Annotated in this window: 26 protein-coding genes; 7 read left to right on the top strand and 19 right to left on the bottom strand. The window is 72.4% G+C overall.

All coding sequences use genetic code 11. The features are described 5' to 3' along the window. Positions 1–172 precede the first annotated feature (172 nt). The 10 genes from AB0M46_RS03040 to AB0M46_RS02995 form a co-directional block, all read right to left on the bottom strand. A complete protein-coding gene (locus tag AB0M46_RS03040; RefSeq protein WP_363332563.1) occupies positions 173–952 on the bottom strand; it encodes a TetR/AcrR family transcriptional regulator in 780 nt (259 codons plus the stop codon). Further along, positions 949–1,797, bottom strand: a complete 849-nt coding sequence (locus tag AB0M46_RS03035; protein ID WP_363332562.1) for a PHP domain-containing protein — start codon at positions 1,795–1,797, stop codon at positions 949–951. Before AB0M46_RS03035 ends, AB0M46_RS03040 begins: the two co-directional genes overlap by 4 nt. 19 nt (positions 1,798–1,816) lie before the next feature. Further along, complete coding sequence (locus tag AB0M46_RS03030) at positions 1,817–3,058, bottom strand: hypothetical protein (RefSeq protein ID WP_363332561.1); 1,242 nt, start codon at positions 3,056–3,058, stop codon at positions 1,817–1,819. Between the two features lie 8 nt (positions 3,059–3,066). Beyond that, positions 3,067–3,726 carry a SigE family RNA polymerase sigma factor gene (locus AB0M46_RS03025; RefSeq protein WP_363332559.1) on the bottom strand — a complete coding sequence of 220 codons (660 nt, stop codon included), beginning with the start codon at positions 3,724–3,726 and terminating at the stop codon, positions 3,067–3,069. A gap of 85 nt (positions 3,727–3,811) precedes the next feature. Beyond that, complete coding sequence (locus tag AB0M46_RS03020) at positions 3,812–4,768, bottom strand: PH domain-containing protein (protein WP_363332558.1); 957 nt, start codon at positions 4,766–4,768, stop codon at positions 3,812–3,814. Between the two features lie 6 nt (positions 4,769–4,774). Beyond that, a complete protein-coding gene (locus AB0M46_RS03015; protein ID WP_363332717.1) occupies positions 4,775–4,969 on the bottom strand; it encodes a hypothetical protein in 195 nt (64 codons plus the stop codon). Between the two features lie 94 nt (positions 4,970–5,063). After that, entirely contained in the window at positions 5,064–5,744 is a 681-nt protein-coding gene (locus AB0M46_RS03010) for a DUF6758 family protein (RefSeq protein WP_363332557.1), read from the bottom strand. Between the two features lie 19 nt (positions 5,745–5,763). Continuing rightward, positions 5,764–6,387: an RNA methyltransferase gene (locus AB0M46_RS03005; RefSeq protein WP_363332705.1), complete on the bottom strand. Its 624-nt coding sequence runs from the start codon at positions 6,385–6,387 to the stop codon at positions 5,764–5,766. A gap of 26 nt (positions 6,388–6,413) precedes the next feature. Then, entirely contained in the window at positions 6,414–7,268 is an 855-nt protein-coding gene (locus AB0M46_RS03000) for an MFS transporter permease (protein WP_363332556.1), read from the bottom strand. After that, on the bottom strand, positions 7,265–7,699 hold the full coding sequence (locus AB0M46_RS02995) for a hypothetical protein (protein WP_363332555.1): 435 nt from the start codon (positions 7,697–7,699) through the stop codon (positions 7,265–7,267). Before AB0M46_RS02995 ends, AB0M46_RS03000 begins: the two co-directional genes overlap by 4 nt. Positions 7,700–7,984: 285 nt before the next feature. On the opposite strand from AB0M46_RS02995, the gene AB0M46_RS02990 reads away from it, so the two are divergent. The 3 genes from AB0M46_RS02990 (at position 7,985) to AB0M46_RS02980 (ending at position 10,168) form a co-directional block, all read left to right on the top strand. After that, positions 7,985–8,479, top strand: coding sequence for a MaoC family dehydratase (locus AB0M46_RS02990; protein WP_363332554.1), 495 nt, complete (start codon positions 7,985–7,987; stop codon positions 8,477–8,479). A 30-nt stretch (positions 8,480–8,509) separates the two neighbouring features. Beyond that, positions 8,510–9,274 carry a DUF695 domain-containing protein gene (locus tag AB0M46_RS02985; RefSeq protein WP_363332553.1) on the top strand — a complete coding sequence of 255 codons (765 nt, stop codon included), beginning with the start codon at positions 8,510–8,512 and terminating at the stop codon, positions 9,272–9,274. A gap of 393 nt (positions 9,275–9,667) precedes the next feature. Next, complete coding sequence (locus AB0M46_RS02980) at positions 9,668–10,168, top strand: hypothetical protein (protein WP_363332552.1); 501 nt, start codon at positions 9,668–9,670, stop codon at positions 10,166–10,168. A gap of 367 nt (positions 10,169–10,535) precedes the next feature. Here the strand turns inward: AB0M46_RS02980 and AB0M46_RS02975 are convergent, their stop codons facing one another. Together AB0M46_RS02975 and trxA are read right to left on the bottom strand one after the other, a co-directional pair. Beyond that, positions 10,536–12,500, bottom strand: coding sequence for an intein-containing Rv2578c family radical SAM protein (locus AB0M46_RS02975; RefSeq protein ID WP_363332551.1), 1,965 nt, complete (start codon positions 12,498–12,500; stop codon positions 10,536–10,538). A gap of 62 nt (positions 12,501–12,562) precedes the next feature. Continuing rightward, positions 12,563–12,946 (bottom strand): thioredoxin, encoded by a 384-nt coding sequence (gene trxA, locus AB0M46_RS02970; protein ID WP_363332550.1) that lies wholly within the window; start codon positions 12,944–12,946, stop codon positions 12,563–12,565. 96 nt (positions 12,947–13,042) lie between these two features. Between trxA and AB0M46_RS02965 the strand changes: the two genes are divergently transcribed. Beyond that, a complete protein-coding gene (locus tag AB0M46_RS02965) occupies positions 13,043–13,447 on the top strand; it encodes a DUF393 domain-containing protein (protein ID WP_363332548.1) in 405 nt (134 codons plus the stop codon). 166 nt (positions 13,448–13,613) lie between these two features. Here AB0M46_RS02965 and AB0M46_RS02960 read toward each other — a convergent pair whose 3' ends face one another. From AB0M46_RS02960 to AB0M46_RS02950, 3 genes are read right to left on the bottom strand one after another with little or no spacing between them, the layout of a single operon-like run. Then, entirely contained in the window at positions 13,614–15,644 is a 2,031-nt protein-coding gene (locus AB0M46_RS02960; RefSeq protein ID WP_363332547.1) for a hypothetical protein, read from the bottom strand. 27 nt (positions 15,645–15,671) lie between these two features. Next, complete coding sequence (locus AB0M46_RS02955; protein WP_363332546.1) at positions 15,672–16,493, bottom strand: oxygenase MpaB family protein; 822 nt, start codon at positions 16,491–16,493, stop codon at positions 15,672–15,674. Continuing rightward, complete coding sequence (locus AB0M46_RS02950; protein WP_363332544.1) at positions 16,490–16,921, bottom strand: Fur family transcriptional regulator; 432 nt, start codon at positions 16,919–16,921, stop codon at positions 16,490–16,492. Before AB0M46_RS02950 ends, AB0M46_RS02955 begins: the two co-directional genes overlap by 4 nt. Positions 16,922–17,053: 132 nt before the next feature. Here AB0M46_RS02950 and AB0M46_RS02945 point away from each other — a divergent pair, with 132 nt between their 5' ends. Next, on the top strand, positions 17,054–17,536 hold the full coding sequence (locus AB0M46_RS02945) for a DUF2231 domain-containing protein (RefSeq protein ID WP_363332543.1): 483 nt from the start codon (positions 17,054–17,056) through the stop codon (positions 17,534–17,536). A gap of 22 nt (positions 17,537–17,558) precedes the next feature. Here AB0M46_RS02945 and AB0M46_RS02940 read toward each other — a convergent pair whose 3' ends face one another. Both AB0M46_RS02940 and AB0M46_RS02935 read right to left on the bottom strand, forming a co-directional pair. After that, positions 17,559–17,858, bottom strand: coding sequence for a translation initiation factor 2 (locus AB0M46_RS02940; RefSeq protein ID WP_344617852.1), 300 nt, complete (start codon positions 17,856–17,858; stop codon positions 17,559–17,561). Positions 17,859–17,930: 72 nt separating this feature from the next. Further along, positions 17,931–18,086 carry a hypothetical protein gene (locus AB0M46_RS02935; RefSeq protein ID WP_363332542.1) on the bottom strand — a complete coding sequence of 52 codons (156 nt, stop codon included), beginning with the start codon at positions 18,084–18,086 and terminating at the stop codon, positions 17,931–17,933. Positions 18,087–18,172: 86 nt separating this feature from the next. Between AB0M46_RS02935 and AB0M46_RS02930 the strand changes: the two genes are divergently transcribed. After that, a complete protein-coding gene (locus AB0M46_RS02930) occupies positions 18,173–18,355 on the top strand; it encodes a hypothetical protein (protein ID WP_344617915.1) in 183 nt (60 codons plus the stop codon). A 65-nt stretch (positions 18,356–18,420) separates the two neighbouring features. Here AB0M46_RS02930 and AB0M46_RS02925 read toward each other — a convergent pair whose 3' ends face one another. Together AB0M46_RS02925 and AB0M46_RS02920 are read right to left on the bottom strand one after the other, a co-directional pair. Further along, complete coding sequence (locus tag AB0M46_RS02925) at positions 18,421–18,735, bottom strand: FmdB family zinc ribbon protein (RefSeq protein ID WP_363332541.1); 315 nt, start codon at positions 18,733–18,735, stop codon at positions 18,421–18,423. Positions 18,736–18,738: 3 nt separating this feature from the next. Next, on the bottom strand, positions 18,739–19,422 hold the full coding sequence (locus tag AB0M46_RS02920) for a 5-formyltetrahydrofolate cyclo-ligase (protein WP_363332539.1): 684 nt from the start codon (positions 19,420–19,422) through the stop codon (positions 18,739–18,741). 6 nt (positions 19,423–19,428) lie between these two features. Here AB0M46_RS02920 and AB0M46_RS02915 point away from each other — a divergent pair, with 6 nt between their 5' ends. Next, positions 19,429–21,501: a diguanylate cyclase gene (locus AB0M46_RS02915; protein ID WP_363332538.1), complete on the top strand. Its 2,073-nt coding sequence runs from the start codon at positions 19,429–19,431 to the stop codon at positions 21,499–21,501.

The raw sequence follows: 21,501 nt of genomic DNA, 5'->3' as shown, positions 1-21,501 counted from the left end.
ACCCCGCCCGCCCCCCCGCCACCCGCCGCCGCACCCCCGCCCCGCCCGCCCACCCGCCGCCCCGCCCCCCCCGCCCCCCCCGCCCGCGCCCCCCCCCCCCCCCCCCCCCCCCCCCGCCCGGTTCTTTTCTGGTGGCTCCGGTCCGGCGCGCCGGCGCCCGGCATGTCGTGCGTCAGCCGGATGCGGGCGAGCCGGGGCGGTCCACGAACAGGGCGATGCCGTCCAGGACCCGCTGCAGCCCGAAGGCGAAGGCCCGCGTCGGGTCGCCCGCCCCGAACTCCTCCCCGGCCGCCTGCCCGATCCGGGCCGCCGTCGGGAACCTGGCCGGGTCGAGGACCTCGCTCAGCAGCGGCGCATAGGCGGCCCACCACTCCGCGTCGCTGCGCCCGGTGCGCTGCTCGGCCTGGTCGGCCAGCACGGCCGCGCGCGCGGCCCCGGTGACGTAGTCGAGCACGAGGCTCAGCAACTGGTCGCGCTCCAGGTCCCCGACCCCGGTGTTCTCGAAGGCGCGCAGCTCGAAGTCGTACTTCGCGATCGTGTTCGGCCCGAGCACCGGACGGCTCGTGGCCACCTGCAGCAGCCAGGGATGGCGGCGGTAGAGCTCCCAGTTGTCGCGGGCCACCTCGGCCAGCCGCTCCCGCCACCCCGGCCCGGTGTAGGCGTCCTGGACGGCCTCTCCGGCGACCGCGTCGACCATGACGTCGATCAGCTCGGCCTTGCTCGGCACATACGTGTACAGCGACATGGCGGTCACCCCGAGCTGTTCGGCGACCCGCCGCATGGACACCGCGGCCAGCCCCTCGGTGTCGGCCAGCGCGACCGCCACCGCCACGATGCCGGGCACCGTGAACTTCGGCCGCGGTCCCCGACGGGCCGCGGGGGTCGACACCCGCCCCCACAGCAGTTCGATGCTGCGGCGCGGGTCGCCGGCCCCGCTGTACTCGGTGCTCACCCGAGCACGTTGCTTCCGTGGCCGGCCGCCGTGATCCGCTCCAGCACCTCCGGCGCGGTGGTCCGGGCGCCGAGCCGGACCGTCTTGTTGGTGCCGTGGTAGTCGCTGCTGCCGGTGACCACGAGGCCCAGCTCGCCGGCCAGCGCCCGGATCTGGGCCCGCTCCTCGGGGTTGTGGTCGGTGTGGTCGGCCTCCAGGCCGAAGAGCCCGGCGCCGGCCATCTCGATGATGAGCGAGTCCGGCACGACGGGGCCGCGGACGCTGGCCCGCGGGTGGGCGAAGACGGGTACGCCGCCGGCGTCGAGCACCAGGCGCAGCGCGGCGAAGACGTCGAGATCCTCCTTGGGCACCCGGTACCGCGTGCCCAGCCACTGCGGCTCGAACGCCTCGGTGACCGTCGTGACCAGCCCCCGGCGGATCAGGGCCTTGGCGAGGTGCGGGCGGCCGACGGTGCCGCCGGCCGCGTCCTGCAGTATCTCTTCCCAGGTCACGTCGATGCCGTCGGCGTGCATCAGCTCGACCATGCGCTCGGCGCGGGTCTCCCGGGCCATGCGGACCCTCGCCAGCTCGCCGGCCAGCGTGGGGTCGCTCGGGTCGAACAGGTAGGCCAGCAGATGGAGCGAGATCGGCCACGGGCCCCCGCGCCACCGGCAGGACAGCTCGGCCCCCGGCACCAGGGCGAGCCCGTCCGGCCTGGCCTCGGCCGCTGCCGACCAGCCCGCGGTGGTGTCGTGGTCGGTCAGCGCGACGACGTCGAGCCCGGCCGCGGCCGCCTCGGCGACCAGCTCGACGGGGGTCGAGGTGCCGTCGCTGGCGGTGGAGTGGGCGTGGAGATCGATCTGCACGCCTTCAGCCTATAGAGCGCTACGGGCCTTCGAGAGGCTCGATCAGGACGACCTGGGCGGTCTCCGTCTCCTGACCCGGGTCCTGGTCCAGCGGCACGGGGTCGGCGCCCCCGGCGGCCGGGTTGAGCTTCAGGAACTTCTTGCCGTTGTCCACGACGAAGGTGGTGGCGTTGAGCCAGACGGTCTTCGTGGTGACCGTGAGGGTCCACAGCTTGGGCTTGGCCCCGGCCGCGGTGAACACCGCGGCCAGGTCCAGCATGGCCACCTGCTTGAGCCCCGCGACGGGATAGGCCAGCCAGCGGCCGTCCGGGGAGATCCGGCCGCCCACCTTGGCCGCCACCGGCAGCCCGCAGACCTGTTTCTGAATCGTGAACGGCTGCCCGAACTTCAGTAGGGCCAGGCACATCGGGGTGTCGGGGTCGACCGGGGTCAACTCGGCGTAGACGCCGGAGTTGTCGGCCGTGCCGCCGAAGACCCGCACCACGGTGTTGTCCCAGGTCGGGTCGTACCTCCGCTCGGTCTGCCAGACGTCGAAGCCCTTGTCGCCGTTGCTCATGACCAGGTTGGTGCCGACGAAGGCGACCGGCTGGGTGTCCTGGGGGACGTCCGCGGTGGTCTTCTTGGTGATCTTCTTGGTGTCGTCCCGCTTGCCGTCGCCCCCGGCGCGGCTGCCGACGTACATTTTGCCCTGCTCGGCCCAGGCGACGGTGTTGCCGTCCTTGGCCACGGCGATGTCGTTGGCGTTGTCGACCAGCACCTGCTGCTGGTCCGTGTCGTCCTGCAGGAGCAGCTGCTTGTCCCCGTCCGGCTGGGTGTTGACCACCAGGTAGCCGTCCCTGGCCTGGTAGGCGGCGGTGACGGTGCTGGCCGCCGGCAGCTGCAGCCGGACCCGGGTGGCCGCCTGGGCGCTCGGGCCGATCGCCTCGACCTCGTGCATCGCCGCCTGCGTGGGCGACGAGAAGTTTGTCGTCCCGGCCGACGGGCGCTGCTCGGTCTGCGGCCGCCCGATCGAGCCGCCCGCCTGCGGTGGCCCGGCCGGGCCGCCCGCGGTCAGGGTGTGTAGCACGGCCACGGAGACGGCGGCGACGGCGACGAACCCGGACAGTCCGGTGACCGCGGCGCGCCGCCGCCGGCGGACCCGCAAGGCCCCGGCGATGGCGGCGTCGGCGGCCCCGTGCAGCGCCGACACCGACCCCGGCGGGGGGCTGCCCGCCTTGGCCGCGAACGTCGCGCGGAGCTCGTCTTCCAGCATGTTCGTCACGTCCCCAGTCAGACTTCCACCGGCTCTTCGACCATGGCGTGCGTGATGGTCTCCGTGGGTAGAAGCGCCTCAGCCTCGTCAAAAGGTTGTTCCGGCTCCGCTGGGGGCGGGTCAGGGGCTTTTTTCCGTGTTGCCGCGGGAGTCTTGGGAGGGGTCGGCGGCCGGACGCCCTCGGCCGCCAGCCGCTCCCGCAGGGTGGACAGGGCGCGCGAGGTCTGGCTCTTGACGGTGCCGACGGACACGCCGAGCAGCCGGGCGGTCTCGGCCTCGGACTGGTCCTCGTAGTACCGCAGGACGAGCACGGCCCGCTGGCGGTTGGGCAGCGTGCGCACGTGCCGCCACATGGCGTCGCGCTCGAGGCTCTCCTCCAGCTGGTCGGCGGCCGGCCCCTCGGGCAGCACCTCGGTGGGGCGCTCGCCGTGCCAGCGGCGCCGCCACCAGCTGGTGGACGTGTTGACGAGCACGCGGCGGGCGTAGGGCTCGACGGCCTCGATGTGCCCGAGCCGCTTCCAGGCCAGGAAGGTCTTGGTCAGCGCGATCTGGAGCAGGTCCTCGGCGGTCGCCCAGTCGCCGGCCAGGAGGTAGGCGGTGCGCAGTAGCGCCTTGGAGCGCAGCGCGACGAACTCCCGGAAGTCTTCCTCGCGGAACCCTGCTGCGTCGTCCGGCACGCCGCCCCCTCCCCCTCCGCCCACGTACGAAGACGCCATGAGGGGCCCCGGGGGTTGCACCCGGGCCGGATTTCCCAGCTAACTCTCAGGTGCCGTCGTCATCGGCGCCGGTCGCACGGCCGAGACGCGCCTCGACGGCCTCCGGCTCGTACATCTCCTCGACGATGCGCAGATAGAGCTCGTTCGGGTTGGGCAGGTTGCGGATATTGCGAAGGGCCTGGTCCTGGCCCGCCGACTCGAGCTCGAAATGCCCGTATCCAAACGTGCGACCCGTCAATGACTGCACGTATTTCATGTCGGTGACCCGCGCCAGCGGCATCATCGCCACATTGCGGGTGAAGATGCCCGACACGACCATGACCCGCTTATTGGTGAGAATGAAGCGGTCGTACCACCAATCGGCGACCCGCCACGCGCACCACAGGATCACGACGGCCCAGATGACCAGCACCGCGGTGCGCAACTGGGTCTGATTGTGCTTGGTCAGCCAGCCCGCGATATAGCCCATCGCGATCGTCGCGAAGATCGCGATCAGGCCCTCTTTCGCCAGCTGAACCCAGTGCCGCTTCCACTCGCCCCGGAACTTCTCGGTGGGGAAGAGATAGCGGGCCGCGTGCCGGCTGGCCTCGTCCTCCAGGGGCGCCACGCGGCTGCCCGGTTGCAGGGCGGGGCTGGCGTCACCGCCCTGCAGCCGGGCGAACTCGTCCTGCGAGAACGTCGGCGGGGCGTCGCTGTACTGCCGGCCGGTGCTGCCGCGCGCATGCGAGCCGTCGGTGAGCGGGTCGGCGTACGCATCGGAGGTGAAGTCGTCACCATCCGTGGTGTAGCTGGCCGACGAGCTCGACGCCGGGATGGCGTAGTCGGACGGCCCGGCGTAGTCGGCCGGGTCGCTGAAGTCATCCGGGTCGCCGGGCGGCGGGTAGGCGCCCGAGAGCGGCTCGTGACGTGACTCCGGCCGGGCGCGGGGGATTGGCTCCGTGTCCCGGTCCTGGTTACGGCGGAGATTCGGGTCGTCCTCGGGGGGCTCGGCGCCGGTGGTCATGGGACGTTACGCAACCAGGCTGGAGAAGAAGTCGCCGAATCCGGTGGCGATGTCCATGATGCCGCCGCCAAGGGACTTGAACACCTGGGCGGCCGACTGTGGCCGATATGCCACGAAGAAAATGAGGAAGGCAATGCTTCCCCAGGTGAGGACCTTTTTGACCATTGCCGTCAATCCCCTCCCCGCGACGTTGCGCACCAACGTCCCGGCCAACTCAGCGTATCAGCTGCGCGGCGCTGGGTGCAGCTGTGCCGCGCCGAGCATCGACTCGGACCTTGATCCTAGTCGCGAGTGTCTACGCCTTGCCGTGAAGATAGGGCGACGGCGCGCCGTACACGAGATGGGTTGGCACGTCATCGGACAGATCGTGCAGATCGAGCCCTTCTTCGAGGAGATATCCGGCGGCCGCGGGCCAGGTCACCACGTAAAGCCACATGCCGGCTGCCTCGCCGATGTAGGCGCACCGGTCCTCGGGAGTCTTCGCCATCCACAGCGGGGTCGGCCAGCCCGCGGTCCGGACCTTGGCGTGCGCGGTGGTGGTGGCGAGGTCGCCGTCGAAGAACGGCCCCGGGTCGGTGCCCGGGATGCCGGCGAAGCGGGTGCCGAGCCCGACCCCGGGCTCCTCGGCGACGATCACGCAGTCGGCCGGCCCGTGCTCGACCGGCCCCGGTCCGCTGCAGGCGAGCACGGTGGCCCGCACGCCCGAGCGCTCGTCGCCGACCCACCCGACGCCGGTGACCGTCCAGCCGCTGGGCAGCGGCCATGGGCACCACAGCGGCGTCGGCCGGTGCTGGCCCGCCCGTTGCGCGGCGCTCACGAGCCGGGCTCTGGCCGCCTCGACGATCTCGGCCCCGATGTGCTGCGCGACGTGCAACGGCAGGACCCCGCCGTCGGTGTCGCAGCGCCACTCGGAGTGCATGAGGTCCGGCGGTCGCACCGGACCACCACAGCGGGGACAGCTGACTGCGACGCCCATATACCCACGGTAAGGCCGGTCAGGGGTTTGTGGCCCCGTACTGGCGAATCCAAGCATGCATGGCGATGCCGCTGGCCACCCCGGCGTTGATCGAGCGGGTCGAGCCGAACTGGGCGATCGAGTACACCGCGGCACAGGCCAGCCGGGCGGGTTCTGACAGGCCAGGGCCCTCCTGGCCGAAGAGGAACGCACACCGCTCGGGCAGCGCGGCGTGCTCCAGCGGCCGCGCGCCGGGCAGGTTGTCGATGCCGATCAGCGGCAGGTCGTGCCGCCGGGTCCAGTCCAGGAAGGCCTCGACGTCGGGGTGATGGCGAATGTGCTGGTAGCGGTCCGTGACCATGGCTCCCCGCCGGTTCCAGCGCCGCCGCCCGACGATGTGCACCTCGGCGGCCAGGAACGCGTTGGCGGTCCGCACGACCGTGCCGATGTTCAGGTCGTGCCGCCAGTTCTCCACCGCCACGTGGAACGGGTGCCGGCGGGTGTCGAGGTCGGCCACGATCGCCTCGAGCCGCCAGTAGCGGTACCGGTCCACGACGTTGCGACGGTCGCCCTCGGCGAGGAGGTGCGGGTCGTAGTGCTCCCCGGTCGGCCAGGGGCCCTCCCACGGGCCGACCCCGACCTCGACCTCGATCTCGGGTTCAATTTCCAGCGATTCCAGCGATTCCACCGTCAGACCTCCGCCGCGGCTGGCTCGAGCTTGGCCGGGGCCGTCCGGTTGCGGCGCAGCCAGCGGATCGGGGTCACCTTCTCCAGGGGCAGGAACGCCGTCATGGCGATCTGGTGCGGGATGAAGGAGATCGTGATGAGGCTGAACGTCAGCAGGTGGAAGACGTAGAAGCCGGCCACGATGGCATAGCGCCACTTGGGCTTCACGAAGAAGACGACCGGGCTGAGGATCTCGAAAGCCACGATGCCGAACTGCGAGACCGTGGTGAAGTACGGGATCTTTAGCAGCCACTGGGCCAGCACCGTGCCGCGGCGGATGAAGGACCGCGTCAGGGTGGCGCCGGTCAGCCAGGCCAGGCCGCCGTAGCGCAGCTTGGCGATGGAGGCCAGGAAGTACGTCGCGATGACGGCGACCTGCGTGGCCCGCAGCGCGAAGCCGCCCGCCTCCGACGGGGTCTGGTCGCCGTGGCGGGCCTTGCCGGCGGTGGGCAGCACGGCCAGGGCGACCAGGATGGCGTACCGATCGTGGTCGATCTTCCCGTAGCTCATCGCGATGATCATCCACTCGAAGTAGAGGGCGAACACCGTCCAGCCGAGCAGGCGGTGGGCCCTTCCCGTGGCGGCCAGCAGCGAGAGCGGGATGAGGGCGTAGTAGATCGAGTTGACCAGCAGGTGGGTCGGGGTCGGCAGGTGCAGCAGGCGGCCGATGACCAGCGGTTGGTACAGGTCGCCCGGCAGGCTGCCGTGGCTCTTGATCCAGGCGCTGAAGAAGATCAGGTCCAGCGGGACGAAGAGGTACAGCAGGGTCCGGAAGGCGGCGATGCGCGCCTTCGGGACGGGGGCGAACAGCCAGCTCACGGGCGGTACCTCGCCAGCACGACCTCGGTGATCTCGCCCGTCGGCTGGGCGTGGCGCAGGTGGTGCTGGACCTCGACGATGTCGACCTCCACGAGCGGTGGCTTGCCCGGGTTGCGCTGGGCGTATGCCTCCCGGACCGAGCGCAGCAGGGACGGGTCGGCCTTGAAGCGCTCGATCTGGGCCTCGATCTCGGCCCGCCGCACGCCGGCGTTGCGCTCGTCGAGCTCCAGGCGGCGGCCCGTGGTGTCGATGCCGTCGGTGCGCAGGACCAGGACCGGCTCGTTCGGGTTGTCGGCAGTGGAGAACATCCGGAACGGCGCGAACGGGAACACTGAGTCGTCGGCGAAGAAGGTGCCGGCCAGCGTCAAAGCGGCCACGACCAGCGTCGCCGCGACCCGCGGCACGCGCCCCCGAGCGGTCAACCGTTCCATCGGCGCCAGACTTTACCGTACGGCAACTATCTCACTCTCCGTAGTGAGACTCCCGTCACACTGTGTAGTGGTTACGCTCAATATCTCAATATTGTGACGCGCATCTCTATACGGAGCGTTGCGACGAAGCGGGTAGCGGTACCAAGATACTCACCACGAAGCGTGGGCGGCGGGCGCCGGAGAGCCCCGCCGCTTGCTGCGTTTTGTCACAGTTACCCGCATCCCTCTTACGAGCCCCCGATCCGGCCCGGCATGCTGCCCAGAAACCCGACGGAGGGGGCGACGATGCAGTTCGGCCGGTACTTCGAGGAGTTCGAGATCGGGGCGGTCTACCGCCACTGGCCAGGCAAGACGGTCACCGAGTCCGACGACCACCTGTTCTGCCTGCTCACCATGAACCATCACCCGCTGCACCTCGACGCGCACTACGCGGAGACGTCGACGCAGTTCGGGCGCAATGTGGTGGTCGGCAACTACATCTACTCGATCCTGCTCGGCATGTCCGTGCCCGACGTGTCGGGCAAGGCCATCGCCAACCTGGAGGTCGAGTCGCTGCGCCACACCGCCCCGACCTTCCACGGCGACACCATCTACGGCGAGACGGTCGTGCTGGACAAGCGCGAGTCGGAGTCGAAGGACGACCGCGGCGTCGTGACCGTGGAGACCAAGGGCTACAAGCAGGACGGCACCCTCGTGTGCGTATTCAAGCGCCGGGTGATGGTGCCGAAGAAGTCGTACGCCGGCCCGGAGGCGCCGAGCTTCCCGACGCCGAAATCGTGAGAGTCTAGGCAACGCGTCAAGGAGGACGGCGTGGGTTGGCTCCGCAGGCTGCTGGGGCGGGAACAGGCTTGGGTCGAGCGCTGGGCGGTGTACCCGGGCGAGGTCGGCGGCCAGCTCGCGATGTACAACATCGACCTCGGCGCCGTCGAGGCGGCCCCGGTGGCGAGGTTCCCCCAGCGGTACGACGTCGAGTTCGCCTACGCCGGGGACGGCGCCAGCGGCATGCCGGCCGACGGCGAACTGTCCTCCATCCATGCTCTGGATGCCGCGGTACGGCAGGTGCTCCGCTCCGCCGGCGGGGCCCTCGTCGGCCGCAGGCTGTCCGACCGCGCCGGGCGGATCACCGGGTACCTGCCGGCCGGGGTCACCCCGCCCCCGCTCCCGCAGGTCGACGGCCTGGCCCCGACCGTGGCGGTGATCTCGGACCCGGGCTGGACCCGGGTGCGCGAGGAGCTCACGCCCGACGCCTGGCAGCGCAACATCATGGACGACAACCAGGTGGTCCAGGAGCTCGAGGCGCACGGCGACCGGCTGAGCCTGCCGCGGGCGGTGGAGTTCCTCGCCTACTTCCCGGACCCGGACCGGGCTGAGGCGTCGGCCCAGGAGCTGCGCGAGGACGGCTTCGCGGTCACGGTGGAGCGCGGGGACGAGGGAGACTTCGTGCTGCAGGCCATCCGCCGGGACTCGGTCGAGCCGCCGGCCCTGCACGAGGTGACCTGGAAGGTGCGCGGCATCGTGGAGGGCCACGACGGCATCTACGACGGCTGGGGCTGCATGGTCCAGACGGGCGCCTGACTCGCCCAGACGGGCGCCTGACCCGCCCGGCCGATCGCCGCGAAGCGATAAGTCGGGCACTCCGCGCCACGACTTATCGGACTTATACCCCGCCGGGGTATAAGTCCGAAATGGAGCTTTGGCTCGAAACACCCGGGATTTTGGGCAAACACCCTAGTTCGCCGGGGTTCGCCGCGGCTGGCCGGGTTGAGGTTCGGCTGGGCCGTTCAGGCAGCGGGCGGGTTCGCCGGGGCCTGCTGTGGTTAGCGCGGCGCGGCTGACCGGGGCGAGGTTCGGCCGGGCCGTTCGTCGCCGTTCGTCGCGGGCGAGTCCGGGCCGGGCGGGTCGGGAAAGAGCGCCGAAAGCCCGTGATAAGCCGAAATTTCGGCATACGCTCGGCGGTGGGAGGTTGCCATGCCGAGCCAACCCGCATCCGGCCCGTCCGGCCGTCCGGCCGTAGGGGTGGACCTGCCGCTGCGGCGGCCGGAGTGGGATCTGCTCGTCAGGTTGCCCCGCAGCGTGCTCGTCGCGGCCTGCGCCGGGGATGACCGCGTGGACGCCGTCGCCGGGGTCGAGGCCATCGCCGCGGGGCAGCGGTCCCGGGCGTTGCTCGTGCGCGGGGTGGTGGCGGCCATCTTCGCCGAGCAGCTGACCGACAACGACATCGACGCCACGAGTGCCCGACCGGCCGCCGTGCTCGCCGACTGCGGCTACGCCGTGCGGCTGCTGGTCGAGCGCCTCGGCCCGGACGTCGCCCTCGCCTACGGCGAGTGGCTGATGGACATCGCGGCCAGCGTCGGCCGGACCGCCTGGGAAGCCGGGCGCATCCGGCTCGGCGGCGTGGAGATCCCGCTGGCGGAGCGCCGCTTCGTCAACGGGATCGCCCAGGAACTGGCGCGCGCCCTGCACCGCTGAGCGGGACCCGGCGCCGACGAGCGCCGGTCGGGTGGGCTGGTTCGGCCTTCTCACCCGACCGGCCTCCAACCGCACCCTGATCACAACGGCGTCAGCTGCCCGGGTGAGCGGGACTCGGTGCGCCAACGGCCTCCTCGCCCAGCCGGCCTCCAGCCGCACCCGGTCACAGCAAGCCGACGGCCTTCCCGCCAGCCGGCCTCCAGCCGCACGCGCGACCCGGTCGCAGCGCGCCGACGGCCTCCAGCCGCACCCGGTCATAGCGAGCGGCAGCCGCCAGGGTGAGCGGGCCTCGCCGCGCCGGCCTCCAGTCGCTCCCGGTCGCGGCGCGCCGATGGCCTCCCCGCCTAGGCCTCCAGCCGCACCCCGGTCACAGCAGCGTCAGTTGCTCGGGCTCGGCCGGGGGCTCCACAGCGTCCGGGATTCGAGTTGTGCCGGTGCCGCCCGTGGCTATGCCGTGGCGCCGGGCGGCCAGCCGGACCCGCGCCGTCACCTCGCGCTGGTAGGGCTGTGGAGCGTAGGACCCCGTGGCGTAGAGATCCCGGTAGCGCTGCACCAGGGCCGGGTGCTCGCGGGTCAGCCACGCGCGGTACCACTGGCGGGCGCCGTGGCGCAGGTGCAGCACCAACGGGACGATGCTCGTCGCGCCGGCGGCGGCCAGTGCGGCGACGGTGGCGTCGATGGACTCCTCCGTGTCGGTCAGGCCCGGGAGGATGGGGGCCATCAGGACGCCCACCTCGAAGCCGGCGTCGGCCAGGCGGCGGATGGTGTCCAGGCGGCGCAGCGGGCTCGGGGTGCCGGGCTCGACCGAGCGCCACAGCAACTCGTCCACGAAGCCGACCGACATGGACAGGCCCACCGTCGTGACCGAGGCGGCCTCGCGCAGGAGGTCCAGGTCGCGGGCGATCAGGGTGCCCTTGGTGAGGATCGAGAACGGGTTGGCGTGATCGCGCAGGGCGGCCAGGATGTCGCGCATCAGGCGGTAGCGGCCCTCGGCGCGCTGGTAGCAGTCGACGTTGCTGCCCATGGCCAGGTGGGCGCCGGGCCACGAGCGGGCGGAGAGCTCGCGGCGCAGGACCTCGCCCGCGTTGACCTTGACGACGATCTGGGAGTCGAAGTCGTGGCCGGCGTCGAGGTCGAGGTAGGTGTGGGTGCGGCGGGCGAAGCAGTTGTGGCTGACCACGCCGTTGGCGATGAAGTCGCCGGTGCCGGTGGTGATGTCGAACATCGGCAGGTCGACGCCCAGCGGCTCGACCGACTCCACGCGCAGGGCGTCGTCGCCGCGGACCAGGTCGCCGGTCACGGCGAACGGGGGGTGGGTGGCGCCGAAGGCCAGGGCGAAGCGGACGCGCTCGCGAGGGCCGCCCAGGACCCGCACGCCGGTCAGGTCGCCGTAGGCGTGCTCGAGCTCGGCCGCGAACCCGCAGAACGCCAGGCACTCGACCAGCCAGTCGACGACGACCTTGTCGATGACGTCGAAGCGGGGCAGGCCGGCCGCGACGGAGCCGGTGGCGTCGTAGAGGCCGGCGACGAAGCCCAGCCGCCAGGCCCGCGGGGGATCGTGGGGCCAGTCGAGCACGGCGCTGGCGTCGCGGACGCTCGCCCCGGAGAACTCCCGGCCCTCGGCGGCCAGCGCGTGCAGGCCCCCGAGGCTCTGCGCATACAGCACGGCCCGCGCGGACGACACGGGCGCCGCGTGGCCGTCGCCGTTGATGAAGCCGCACAGGTAGCCGCGGCGATACGAAGGTGAGTCCGAGGGCGGCGGGGCCGGCAGGGCGCCGAAACCGGCAAGGCGGTTGGCGGTGGTGAGGTGAGGGCGGCGGCCGCGCCCGTGCCGGGTGCCGGTCACGTGCTTCCAGCCGCGGTCGGTGAGGAAGCGGTGCTCGCCCGAGGCGACCAGCGTGGTGCCGTCGGCGAGGGTGACCCGGAAGGCCGGCTTGACCGTCGACCAGTGCGCGAGGACCCGGGTCGTCGTATAGCGGCGCAGGCGCCCGTCGCGCACGGTGCCGACGATCTCGTCGCCCACCCGCAGGTCGGCCAGCGGGCGGGTGGTGCCATCGGCCAGCAGGATCGCGGTGTCGCCGGTCAGGCAGTAGACGCAGGCGTGCGAGCAGCCGCGATAGGGGTTCAGCGTCCACTGGAAGGGCACCCGGGACGTGCCCGGGACCCGGTTGATCATCGACTTGGCATGCACCTCGTAGAAGGTGACGCCGCGGAATTCCGGGGTGTCGAAGGTTCGCACGACGGCCCCGGGCAGCGCGAGTGGCAGGACTCGCGGCTGCCCGGTGTCGCCGGTGCCAGGACCGCCAGTCGCCTTGAGGTTGTCCCAACGCACGGGTTCATTCGAACATGCGTACGAACGGATTTCAAGGAAACGCGGCGGGGGACTACACCGGGTTACGCGTTGACTTCACCCTGGGCCGCCTGCGCCTCGGCGACCTTGGCCTTGATCTCGGTCATGTCGAGTTCGCGGGCCTGCTGGATCAAGGACTCCAGGGCCTGCTGGGGCAGCGCGCCGGGCTCGGAGTACAGCGCCACGCCGTCCCGCACGATCATCAGCGTCGGGATCGAGCGGATGTTGAACTCCGCCGCCAGCGCCTGCTCCGCCTCGGTGTCGACCTTGCCGAACACGATGTCGGGGTTGTCCTCGGACACCCGCTCGTAGACCGGCGCGAACATCCGGCACGGGCCGCACCAGGACGCCCAGAAGTCGACGAGGGTGATGCCCTCACCGCCGATCTTCTCAGCGAAGTTCTCCGCGGTCAGCTCTACGGTTGCCATGCTTTCAGCTCCGATCCTCATGGCGTCGCATCAGGTATGCACCGTCATAACCGCATACCCCTTACCGGCATTCCCACTCCCCGGCCGTGCGGGATGATGGGAAGCGTGGAACGCCCGACCTTCGTGTTCGACGGTGACTGTGCCTTCTGTTCATCATGCGCCCGTTTCATCGAGCGGCGCATCCGGCCCGCCGCGCAGGTCGTGGCGTGGCAGTTCACCGACCTCGGCGCGCTGGGGCTCACCGAGGAGCAGGTGAGCTCCGCCGTGTACTACGTGGCGCCCGGCCGCAGCACCGGCGGCCCGGCCGCGATCGCCGACATGTTGCGCATCGCCGGATGGCCGTGGCGCGCCGCCGGGGCCGTCCTGGGCCTGCGCCCGATCACCGCGATGGCCTGGCCGGTGTACCGGTGGGTCGCCAAGAACAGGCACCGTATGCCGGGCGGCACGGCCGCATGCGCGCTCCCGCCGAACCACCCGGCCCGCGCAAAGTACGCGAAGTAGCGGAGGAGCTACGCGGGCGCCAACACGTCGACCGCAAGGTGATCCGGACCACCCGGCCCGCGCAAAGTACGCGAAGTAGCGCAGGAGCTACGCGGGCGCCAACACGTCGCCCGCAAGGTGATCCGGACCACCCGGCCCGCGCAACGTGCGCGAAGTAGCGCAGGAGCTACTCGGGCACACCCCGCAGCCGGTAGATCACGATGTCGCCGGCTGACCAGGCGCAGGTGGCCTGGTCGGCCAGGCGCGGGGACTCGCGCCCCTGCGCCCGGTCCACCAGGATCCAGCGGACCCGCTGGTCCCACAGCCACCGCAGGCGCTGCGCCGTCGGCTCGTAGACGGCCAGGTCGTTGGCGGCCAGCCGGGCCGGGTCCCAGTAGTCCGGCGCCGGCCCGATCCGGCGCCGGGCGGTCCGCTCGCGGGTCGACTCGGGGGAGTAGCCCCAGCTGCCGAGCAGCACCCGGCGCTCCGAGAAGGCCGCGATCCAGTACGTCAGGCTCTGCCCGGCCTGCGCGCCGGAGCCGATCCGGTGCACGTTGGTGGCCACGTACTCATCCGGCGAGCTGTGCGCGCGCAGCCACCGTGCGCCGGCCGCCTGGTCGGGGGTGACCCGCACGTGGTACGCCGAGCCGAGGTTGGCGTGGTGCGCGGCGTCGTACGGCAGCCCGGCGCCGCCCGCGAACAGCACCGCGGTCAGGGCGGCGGCCCGCCGGCGCGTGGCCAGCAATGCCAGCGCGACGGCGAGGACCAGCGCGGCGAACAGGTACACCGGGAACACCGCGTCCCAGGGGCGGCGCACGTGCGGTACCGCTGCGAAGGAAGCGAACACCGAGAGCGCGGCGGCCGCCGGCAGGCCCACGCGCAGGGCCCGCCGGGACAGGACTCGGGCCAGCCCGTCGGCGGACAGGATCGCGCCGAAGGGCCACCCGGCGATGGCGAAGAAGTGCTGGCCCCAGGCGTTGTGCCAGAGCAGCACGGCGCCGGCGAACCCGGCCAGCGCGGCGCCGGCCAGCATCCGCTCCACCGGGCCCCAGGCGCGCGGCGGGAAGACGGCGCCGGCCAGCCTGGCGCCCATCGCGAACCCGTAGGCGCCGAGGCCCGCGACGATCACCGCGGGGCGGCCCTGCGCGAAGTCGGCCATGATGCCGAACGGGGACCAGGCCAGGCCACCGCCTCCGGTGCCGTAGAGCAGCGCGACGGCCAGCGCGAACACGCCGAGGAGCACGGCGGCCGGGCGCCACGCGCGGCGGGGGCCCGCACACAGCAGGCCGGCCAGCGCGACCGGCAGCACCGTCGACTTGGCCCCGGCCACGCCCACGGCCAGCACGGCCAGCAGGAGCCAGGTCCGGCGCATGTGCCCGCGCCGCAGGATCTGGGCCAGCACCGCGATCAAGGGCATGGACAAGGCGGAGGCGTACAGCACGGAGCGGCTCGACCAGGAGTAGTACGCCGTGATCGAGCCGAAGAACGCGGGCGCCCGGCCCGGCAGGAGCGCCTCGCCGACGGTGTAGGTGAGCGCCGCGGCGACAGGGCCCGCCCAGGCGCGGCCGGTGACCCGCCAGGCGGCCACGGCCAGCAGCACGACCGCGAGCACGGCCAGGGCCGGGAGGTCCAGCCGGAACCAGAGCACCGGCAGGTCGACGCCGCTCAGGCGGGCGGCGGAGGCCAGGTGCGCGTAGGCGAACCAGTGGTAGGGGAGCGGTTCGGCGCCGAGGCCGGGCACCGCGAGCGGGAAGTGGTGCTCGAGGTCGGCGGCGACGGCCAGCAGGTTGAGCTGGTCGATCATGTACTCGTGCGGCCCGTCGACCGGCACCGGCGGGTTGGCCCGGATGAAGGCCTTGGCGAGGTACCCGACGAACCCCGCCGCGACGGCCGCCACCGCCCACGACCAGCCCCTCGTCGGCCGGTGCGGGTACTGCGGCGGCTTCAGGTGGCGGCGGAGCAGCACGACCGCCACGACCGGCCAGATCAGGAGCACGGGCCGCAGCAGCGTCTCGGCGACGAGCCCGGTCGCGGCGCCGAAGGCCAGGTCTTCCACCAGGCTGTGCGGATCGCGGCGCAGTGCCCGGTAGACGAGGGTTCCCGGAAGGACGACGTAGAAAGCGATATAAGCGGCGTATCGCGCAATATCCGAAATGTCGGTCCCGGCGGCCCAGGCGACCACCGCGACGACGACGAGCGCGGGCAACCACCGGGTCACGCCCGGTTGAACGCGGGCGACCGTGGATCAGTTGCGCAGGCCGAGCCGCTCCATGGCGCGCTTGCGGGCCGGGGACTGGATCCACTCGATCGGCACCGAGCGCAGCAGGCGGCCCAGGAACAGGGTGTTCATCGAGGTCAGGCCGTCGGCGCCGGGCAGCGGCGGCAGCCCGTAGAGCCGCCGGGCCCAGGCCGGCAGCAGACCGATGGCTAGCGCCGACACGCCGAGGGAGAACCCGCGGACCGGGGTCAGGCCGAGCCCGTACGGCAGCGGCGGCACCGTCAGGAACAGCCCGGTGGCCGCCGAGTCGACGGTGAGCTCCAGCGACGGGAGCATCTCGGCGTAGTAGTCCTCGACCGCCGCCACCGAGTCGGGCACGGTGGCCGGGTCGAGCCCGACGAGCGCGGCCGTGCGGGTCTGCTCGGCGTAGTAGGCGTCGGCCTCGGCCGCGGTGAGCCGCAGGCCGCCCCGCCGGGCCGCGGTCAGGAACGACTCCACCTCGGTGATGTGCACCCAGCGCAGCAGCTCGGGCTCGTCGACCCGGAAGCGCTCGCCGGTGCGCCGGTCGACCGCGGTCATCCGGGAGTGGATCGCCCGGACCCGTCGGCCGGCCCGCTCGGCCTCCTCCGTGGTGCCGTAGATCACCGTGGTCACGTAGGTCGAGGTGCGGGCTAGGCGGCCCCACGGGTCCTGGCGGTAGCGGCTGTTCTGCTCGACGCCGGCCACCGCGCGGGGGTGCAGCGCCTGGAGGTACAGGCTGCGCAGCCCGCCGACGGAGATGATCGGCTCGCGGTGCACCCGCCAGGTGATCGAGTCGGGCCCGAAGAGCCCGGGGTCGGGCTCGCTCACGGGGTTTCTTCGTCGCGCTTCTGCTGGCAGGCGGGGCACAGGCCCCAGAAGGTGACCTCGGCCTCGTCGAGCACGAAGCCGTGGGCCTGCGACGGGGTCAGGCAGGGTGCGTCGCCGACCGCGCAGTCGACGTCGGCGATCTCCCCGCAGCCCCGGCACACCACGTGGTGGTGGTTGTCGCCGACCCGGGACTCGAACCGCGCCGGGCTGCCGGCCGGCTCGATCCGGCGGGCCAGCCCGGCCCTGGACAGCGCGCCGAGCACGTCATACACCGCCTGGGTGGAGACCGTGTCCAGGCGCTGGCGCACCCGGGCCGCGATCTGGTCGACATCGAGGTGGCCGTGGGAGCTCTCGAGGACCTCCAGCACGGCCAGCCGGGGCCGCGTCACCCGCAGACCCCGGGCGCGCAGCAGATCCTCACCCGACACAGTTTCCATAACACCACGAGGTTCGGAGCAAGCCAACTGGAACCGTTCAAATGTTTCCGGGCTCTTGAACCTTGGATCTTCACCGCGGGTACGCCCCGGCGGGGGAGGATCGCATCTGGAGGAGGAGGCCCCGTGTTCGATCGTGTCCTGGGTATTCCGGCCCACCCGCTGTTCATCCATGCGGCCGTCGTACTGGTGCCGCTGCTGGCCCTGACCGCGGTGCTGTATGCGGTGTGGCCGGCCAGCCGGAGGCACATCCGCTGGCCGCTCGTCGCGTTCGCGCTGACCGCCCCGGGTTCGGTGTTCTTCGCGAAGGAGTCCGGCGAGTCGTTCAGCGGCAACCGGGCGTTCCAGGCGCCGCAGGTGAGGGCGCTGATCGCCGAGCACGAGGACTACGCCGACACCCTGTTCTGGGTGATCGTCGGTCTGGCCGTGGTGGCCCTGGTGATGGCGTTCATGATCCCGGCGGCGGCCGGCGGCAGCTCCCGGATCAAGGCCCCGGCGCCGGCGCACTGGGTCGCGTCCGGCCTGTCGGTCGTGCTGGCGATCGCCGCGGCGTACTACGTCTACAAGACCGGCGACAGCGGCGCCCACATGGTCTGGTCGGGCTTCTAGAACCCGGCCGGAAGAGGGCTGGTCAGAAGAGGGCCCGGCCGCAGAGGATCAGCAGCAGGACCAGCATCACGGCGCCCGCGAAGATCCCCATGCCCTTGGTGAGGATCGTCGCGGCCTGCTCCTCGCGCTCGACCCGCTCGACGTCCTGGGCGGGCAGCTTGCGCGGCGGCGCCGGGTTCTCCACCACGGGCGGCCGCCAGCCGTGCGGGGGCGGAGTGCTGCGCGGGGCACCCGTGTACGGGACGCTCGGCGGGGCGGCGGGCGGAGGAGGGGCCGCCTCGGCGCCCTCGGCCGGGCGTCGCCAGTACGCGTCGTCGCTCACGCCAACGACATTACCCACCGTTTCCTTGCCCGGCCCGGGTGGTACGCCCGGGCCGGGAAGGGGAGGAACGGGCTAGCCGAGCCTGAGGTTGAGCTCGCGCAGTTCCGCCAAAGACATGGGTCGGGTCGAGTCGAGGTCGGGCGCGTCCAGGCGCTGGGTCTCCTGGTCGTCCGCGGGCGCCTCGCCGAGGGGGAGGTCGAGGGCCGGGTCCGGCGTTGGTTGTGTCATGCCGCCGAGTGTGACCCGTCTCCCGCAAAGGCGACTGTCGTCATTCGGCCACTTTCCCGCAAACTGCCAGGGGTAGTCTCGCTGCCGTGGCAGGTACCAACGGGTGGGCTCCCACCGATGAACAGCGTGAAGTGTCCTTCGAGGACTTCGCCGACGAACTGGTCGTGCTCCCGGACCACACGACCGACGACACCGACTCGGGCTGGGGCGAGCGCGCGTCGACCAACGACGACCGCCTGCTGTCGGACCGCCCGCCGCACTGGGACTGAGTCCTTTTCGCACAAAAGCGCCCGGCGCCCTCTCCTCGAGGGCCCGGGCGCTTGTTGCGTGCCGGTCAGGCGGCCGGCGTGGAGCTGGCGGCCGGCTTGGAGTCGGACTTGGTCGTGGTGCTGGTCGTGCTCTCGGACTTCGTCTCGGTCTTGGTCTCCGTCTTGGTGGACGAGGACGAGCCGGAGGCCGACGTCGAGGACGACGAGCGCGAGTCGGTGCGGTAGAAGCCGGAGCCCTTGAACACCACGCCCACCGCCGAGAACTGCTTGCGCAGCCGGCCCTGGCACTCCGGGCACACGGTCAGCGACTCGTCGGTGAACGACTGCACAGCTTCCAGCTGGTGGCCGCACTCCGTGCAGGCGTACTGGTAGGTAGGCAACGCTCAGCCTCCATCATTGGCACTCCGATACTTCGAGTGCCAATGTTGCGGCATCGGGCACCCCTTCGTCCAGTGGACGTGCGCGGTGTCATAACCCTCACGGGCACCCTCCACGGCACCGCAGACGCGCTGGTCGTGCGGCTCCGAGGGGACATCGGCCAGAAACTCCCCCGGGTGAAGCAGAACGACCGTGGGCGCCTCGACCCGGCGCAGGACCCGGTCGTAGGAGCCCCCGCCCTGGCCCAGCCGGGTGCCGTCCGGCGCGGCGGCGAGCGCGGGCAGCAGGACCAGCCCGGCCTCGGCGACCGCGCCCGGGCCCAGGCGCGGGCCGACCGGCTCCAGCAGGCCGAGCCGGCCGGGGGCCAGGCGGCCGTCGTAGGCGGCCCAGTCCAGGTCGTTGTCGTCCAGCAGGACGGGCAGCAGAAGGCGCTGGGCGGCCGCGGCCAGGGCGGGTATGAGCAGATCGCCGCCCGGCTCGAACCGGCGCGGGACGTAGGCGGCCACGGTTTCGGCGGCTGATTGCCGTACCAGATCGATAGCCGCGACAGCCAGGGAACGGTCGGCGTTGCCCCGCACGTGTTCGGCAAGCGCCCGCCGGACGGACCGGATGTGCGCTCTGAGCTCGGATTTCGGGGACACCCCGGGCAGCACCACTCGAATTCCTCCTGTTCTGTGACAGCATCGCATCAACCGATGTACGGGAGGACGGACGTGACGCTGCGTGCGCGGCTCACCGCCGCCTTCCTCGCCGTCGTGCTCGGTCCGGTGCTGCTGGGCGCGGTGTTCGTCGGGGTCGCCGTCGCCGCCGTGAGCGACCAGCGGGCCGGCGAGCGGCTCACCGCCGGCGCCGACAACCTGCGCGCCGCTCTCGGCGTCACCTGCCAGCGGCTGCGCCTCGCGGCCGAGGCCGCGGCGCCGCTGCGCGAGCGCCCCGACGCGGCCCAGGCGGCCGTCGGCCGGGGCCTGGCCCGCGCGATCGAGGTCGCCGGGGCCGACGGTACCCCCGTCGCGGTCGCCGGCGACCTGCCGGCCCGGCCGTGGGCCGACTGCGCCGCCCCGACCGGCTCCGCCTTCGCCGCCATCGCCGCCTCGGTCGACGTGCTCGACGCCCAGGGCCGGCGGGTCGGCCGGGCGTCCGCCGTCGAGCCGGTCGACGCCGCCCTGCTGCAGTGGCTGGGCGCGGCCAGCGGGGTGCGGGTCAGCGCGCTCGCCGGCCCCCAGCTCACCGCGGACGACACCAAGGTCGTGGACCTGGCCCGGGGCCTGGTGCCGGGCACGACCGGCACGACCGAGGCCGGGCTGCTGGTCCGCCGCCTCGACCCCCAGCCCGGCCAGCCGCTCACCCTCGCCGTCAGCGTGCCGGAGCCGGACATGCAGGGGCTCTACGCGGTGCTCGTGGCCGTGGTGGTCTGCGCCGGCCTGGTCGCGATCATCGTCGCCTGGTGGCTGGCCCGCTCGACCACCCAGCCGCTGACCGAGCTCGCCCAGGCGGTCGAGCGGGTGGCCGGCGGCGACCTGGGGGCCCGGGTGCCCGTGCGCAGCCAGGACGAGGTCGGACGGCTCGGGCAGACGTTCAACCGCATGACGCGGGAGATGCAGGGGTACGTCCAGGCCCTCACGGCAAGCCGCGACCAGCTGCGCGGCCAGCTCGGCGTGCTCGGCGACACCCTGGCCGGCACCCACGACCTCGACCGCATCCTGCAGGTGATCCTGCAGACCGCGACCGCCGCGACCGGCGCGCAGGCCGGCGTCGTGCTCATGATGGACCAGGCTGGCGCGGACCTGCGGGGCCAGGTCGGCGAGGGTCTCGCCGGGATCGACGTGACCGAGCTGCGGCTCTCCCCGGGGGAGGGGCTGCTCGGCACGGTCGCCGCGTCCGGCGAGCCGGTGCGGGGCCGGGTCGACCGCGACGGGCCGGCGCTCTCGCCGCAGGAGCCGCGCTGCGTGACCTACGTGGCCGTGCCGATCGCGGCCCCGGCGGCCGGCCCGACCACCGGGCTGGAGCCGCAGTCGGACCGCCCGCCGGCCGCCCGCGGGGTGCTCGCCCTCTACGACCGGCACGGCTTCGACGAGTTCGACGACGCCGACCTCGTCACCCTGCGTACCTTCGCCGGCCAGGCCGCGGTCGCGGTCGACAACGTGCGGGTGCACGAGGAGGCCCAGCGGCTCTCCCTCACCGACCCGCTCACCGGCCTGTCCAACTACCGCTACCTGCGCGAGTCGCTGCGCCGGGAGGTCGAGCGGGCCAGCCGCTTCGGCCGCGCGCTGGCCGTGCTGGCGCTGGACCTGGACCACTTCAAGGAGGTCAACGACACCCACGGGCACGCCGCCGGCGACGCGGTGCTGGCCGAGTTCGCCCGCCGGCTGCGGGCCGAGATCCGCGAGGTCGACTTCGCGTTCCGGCAGGGCGGCGAGGAGTTCGTGGTGCTGCTGCCGGAGACCGACGCGGGCGGCGCGGCGGTGCTCGCCGAGCGGCTGGGCACGGCCGTGCGGCGCAGCCCGGTCCTGGTGATCTCTTCCACCGCCGGCCAGCCGCCGCGCCGGATCCCGGTCACCGTATCGATCGGTATCGCGGTATTTCCGGTGCACGGCGCGACCGGGGCGGCGGTGCTGGAGGCCGCCGACGATGCCCTTTACGCAGCCAAGGCCGGAGGTCGCGACACATATCGCCTGGCGGGCAGCGTGACCAGCGCGAAGGCGAGCGCCGAGGTGACGCCCGGCGCGGCGAAGGCGGCGCAACCACCGCGACAGAGCCGCGGCGGCTAG

Source organism: Dactylosporangium sp. NPDC051485, assembly GCF_040682015.1.
Lineage (GTDB): Bacteria > Actinomycetota > Actinomycetes > Mycobacteriales > Micromonosporaceae > Dactylosporangium.
This window is presented reverse-complemented; position numbering and strand designations above follow the sequence as displayed.

What these genes read in the sequence shown, in the direction of transcription:
- AB0M46_RS03010 (WP_363332557.1), bottom strand. Translation starts at nt 5,744, where the DNA reads ATGGGCGTCGCAGTCAGCTGTCCCCGCTGTGGTGGTCCGGTGCGACCG.
- AB0M46_RS02920 (WP_363332539.1), bottom strand. Translation starts at nt 19,422, where the DNA reads ATGCGATGCTGTCACAGAACAGGAGGAATTCGAGTGGTGCTGCCCGGG.
- trxA (WP_363332550.1), bottom strand. Translation starts at nt 12,946, where the DNA reads ATGGCAACCGTAGAGCTGACCGCGGAGAACTTCGCTGAGAAGATCGGC.
- AB0M46_RS02980 (WP_363332552.1), top strand. Translation starts at nt 9,668, where the DNA reads ATGCCGAGCCAACCCGCATCCGGCCCGTCCGGCCGTCCGGCCGTAGGG.
- AB0M46_RS02915 (WP_363332538.1), top strand. Translation starts at nt 19,429, where the DNA reads ATGTACGGGAGGACGGACGTGACGCTGCGTGCGCGGCTCACCGCCGCC.
- AB0M46_RS02990 (WP_363332554.1), top strand. Translation starts at nt 7,985, where the DNA reads ATGCAGTTCGGCCGGTACTTCGAGGAGTTCGAGATCGGGGCGGTCTAC.
- AB0M46_RS02965 (WP_363332548.1), top strand. Translation starts at nt 13,043, where the DNA reads ATGGGAAGCGTGGAACGCCCGACCTTCGTGTTCGACGGTGACTGTGCC.
- AB0M46_RS02935 (WP_363332542.1), bottom strand. Translation starts at nt 18,086, where the DNA reads ATGACACAACCAACGCCGGACCCGGCCCTCGACCTCCCCCTCGGCGAG.
- AB0M46_RS02995 (WP_363332555.1), bottom strand. Translation starts at nt 7,699, where the DNA reads ATGGAACGGTTGACCGCTCGGGGGCGCGTGCCGCGGGTCGCGGCGACG.
- AB0M46_RS03020 (WP_363332558.1), bottom strand. Translation starts at nt 4,768, where the DNA reads ATGACCACCGGCGCCGAGCCCCCCGAGGACGACCCGAATCTCCGCCGT.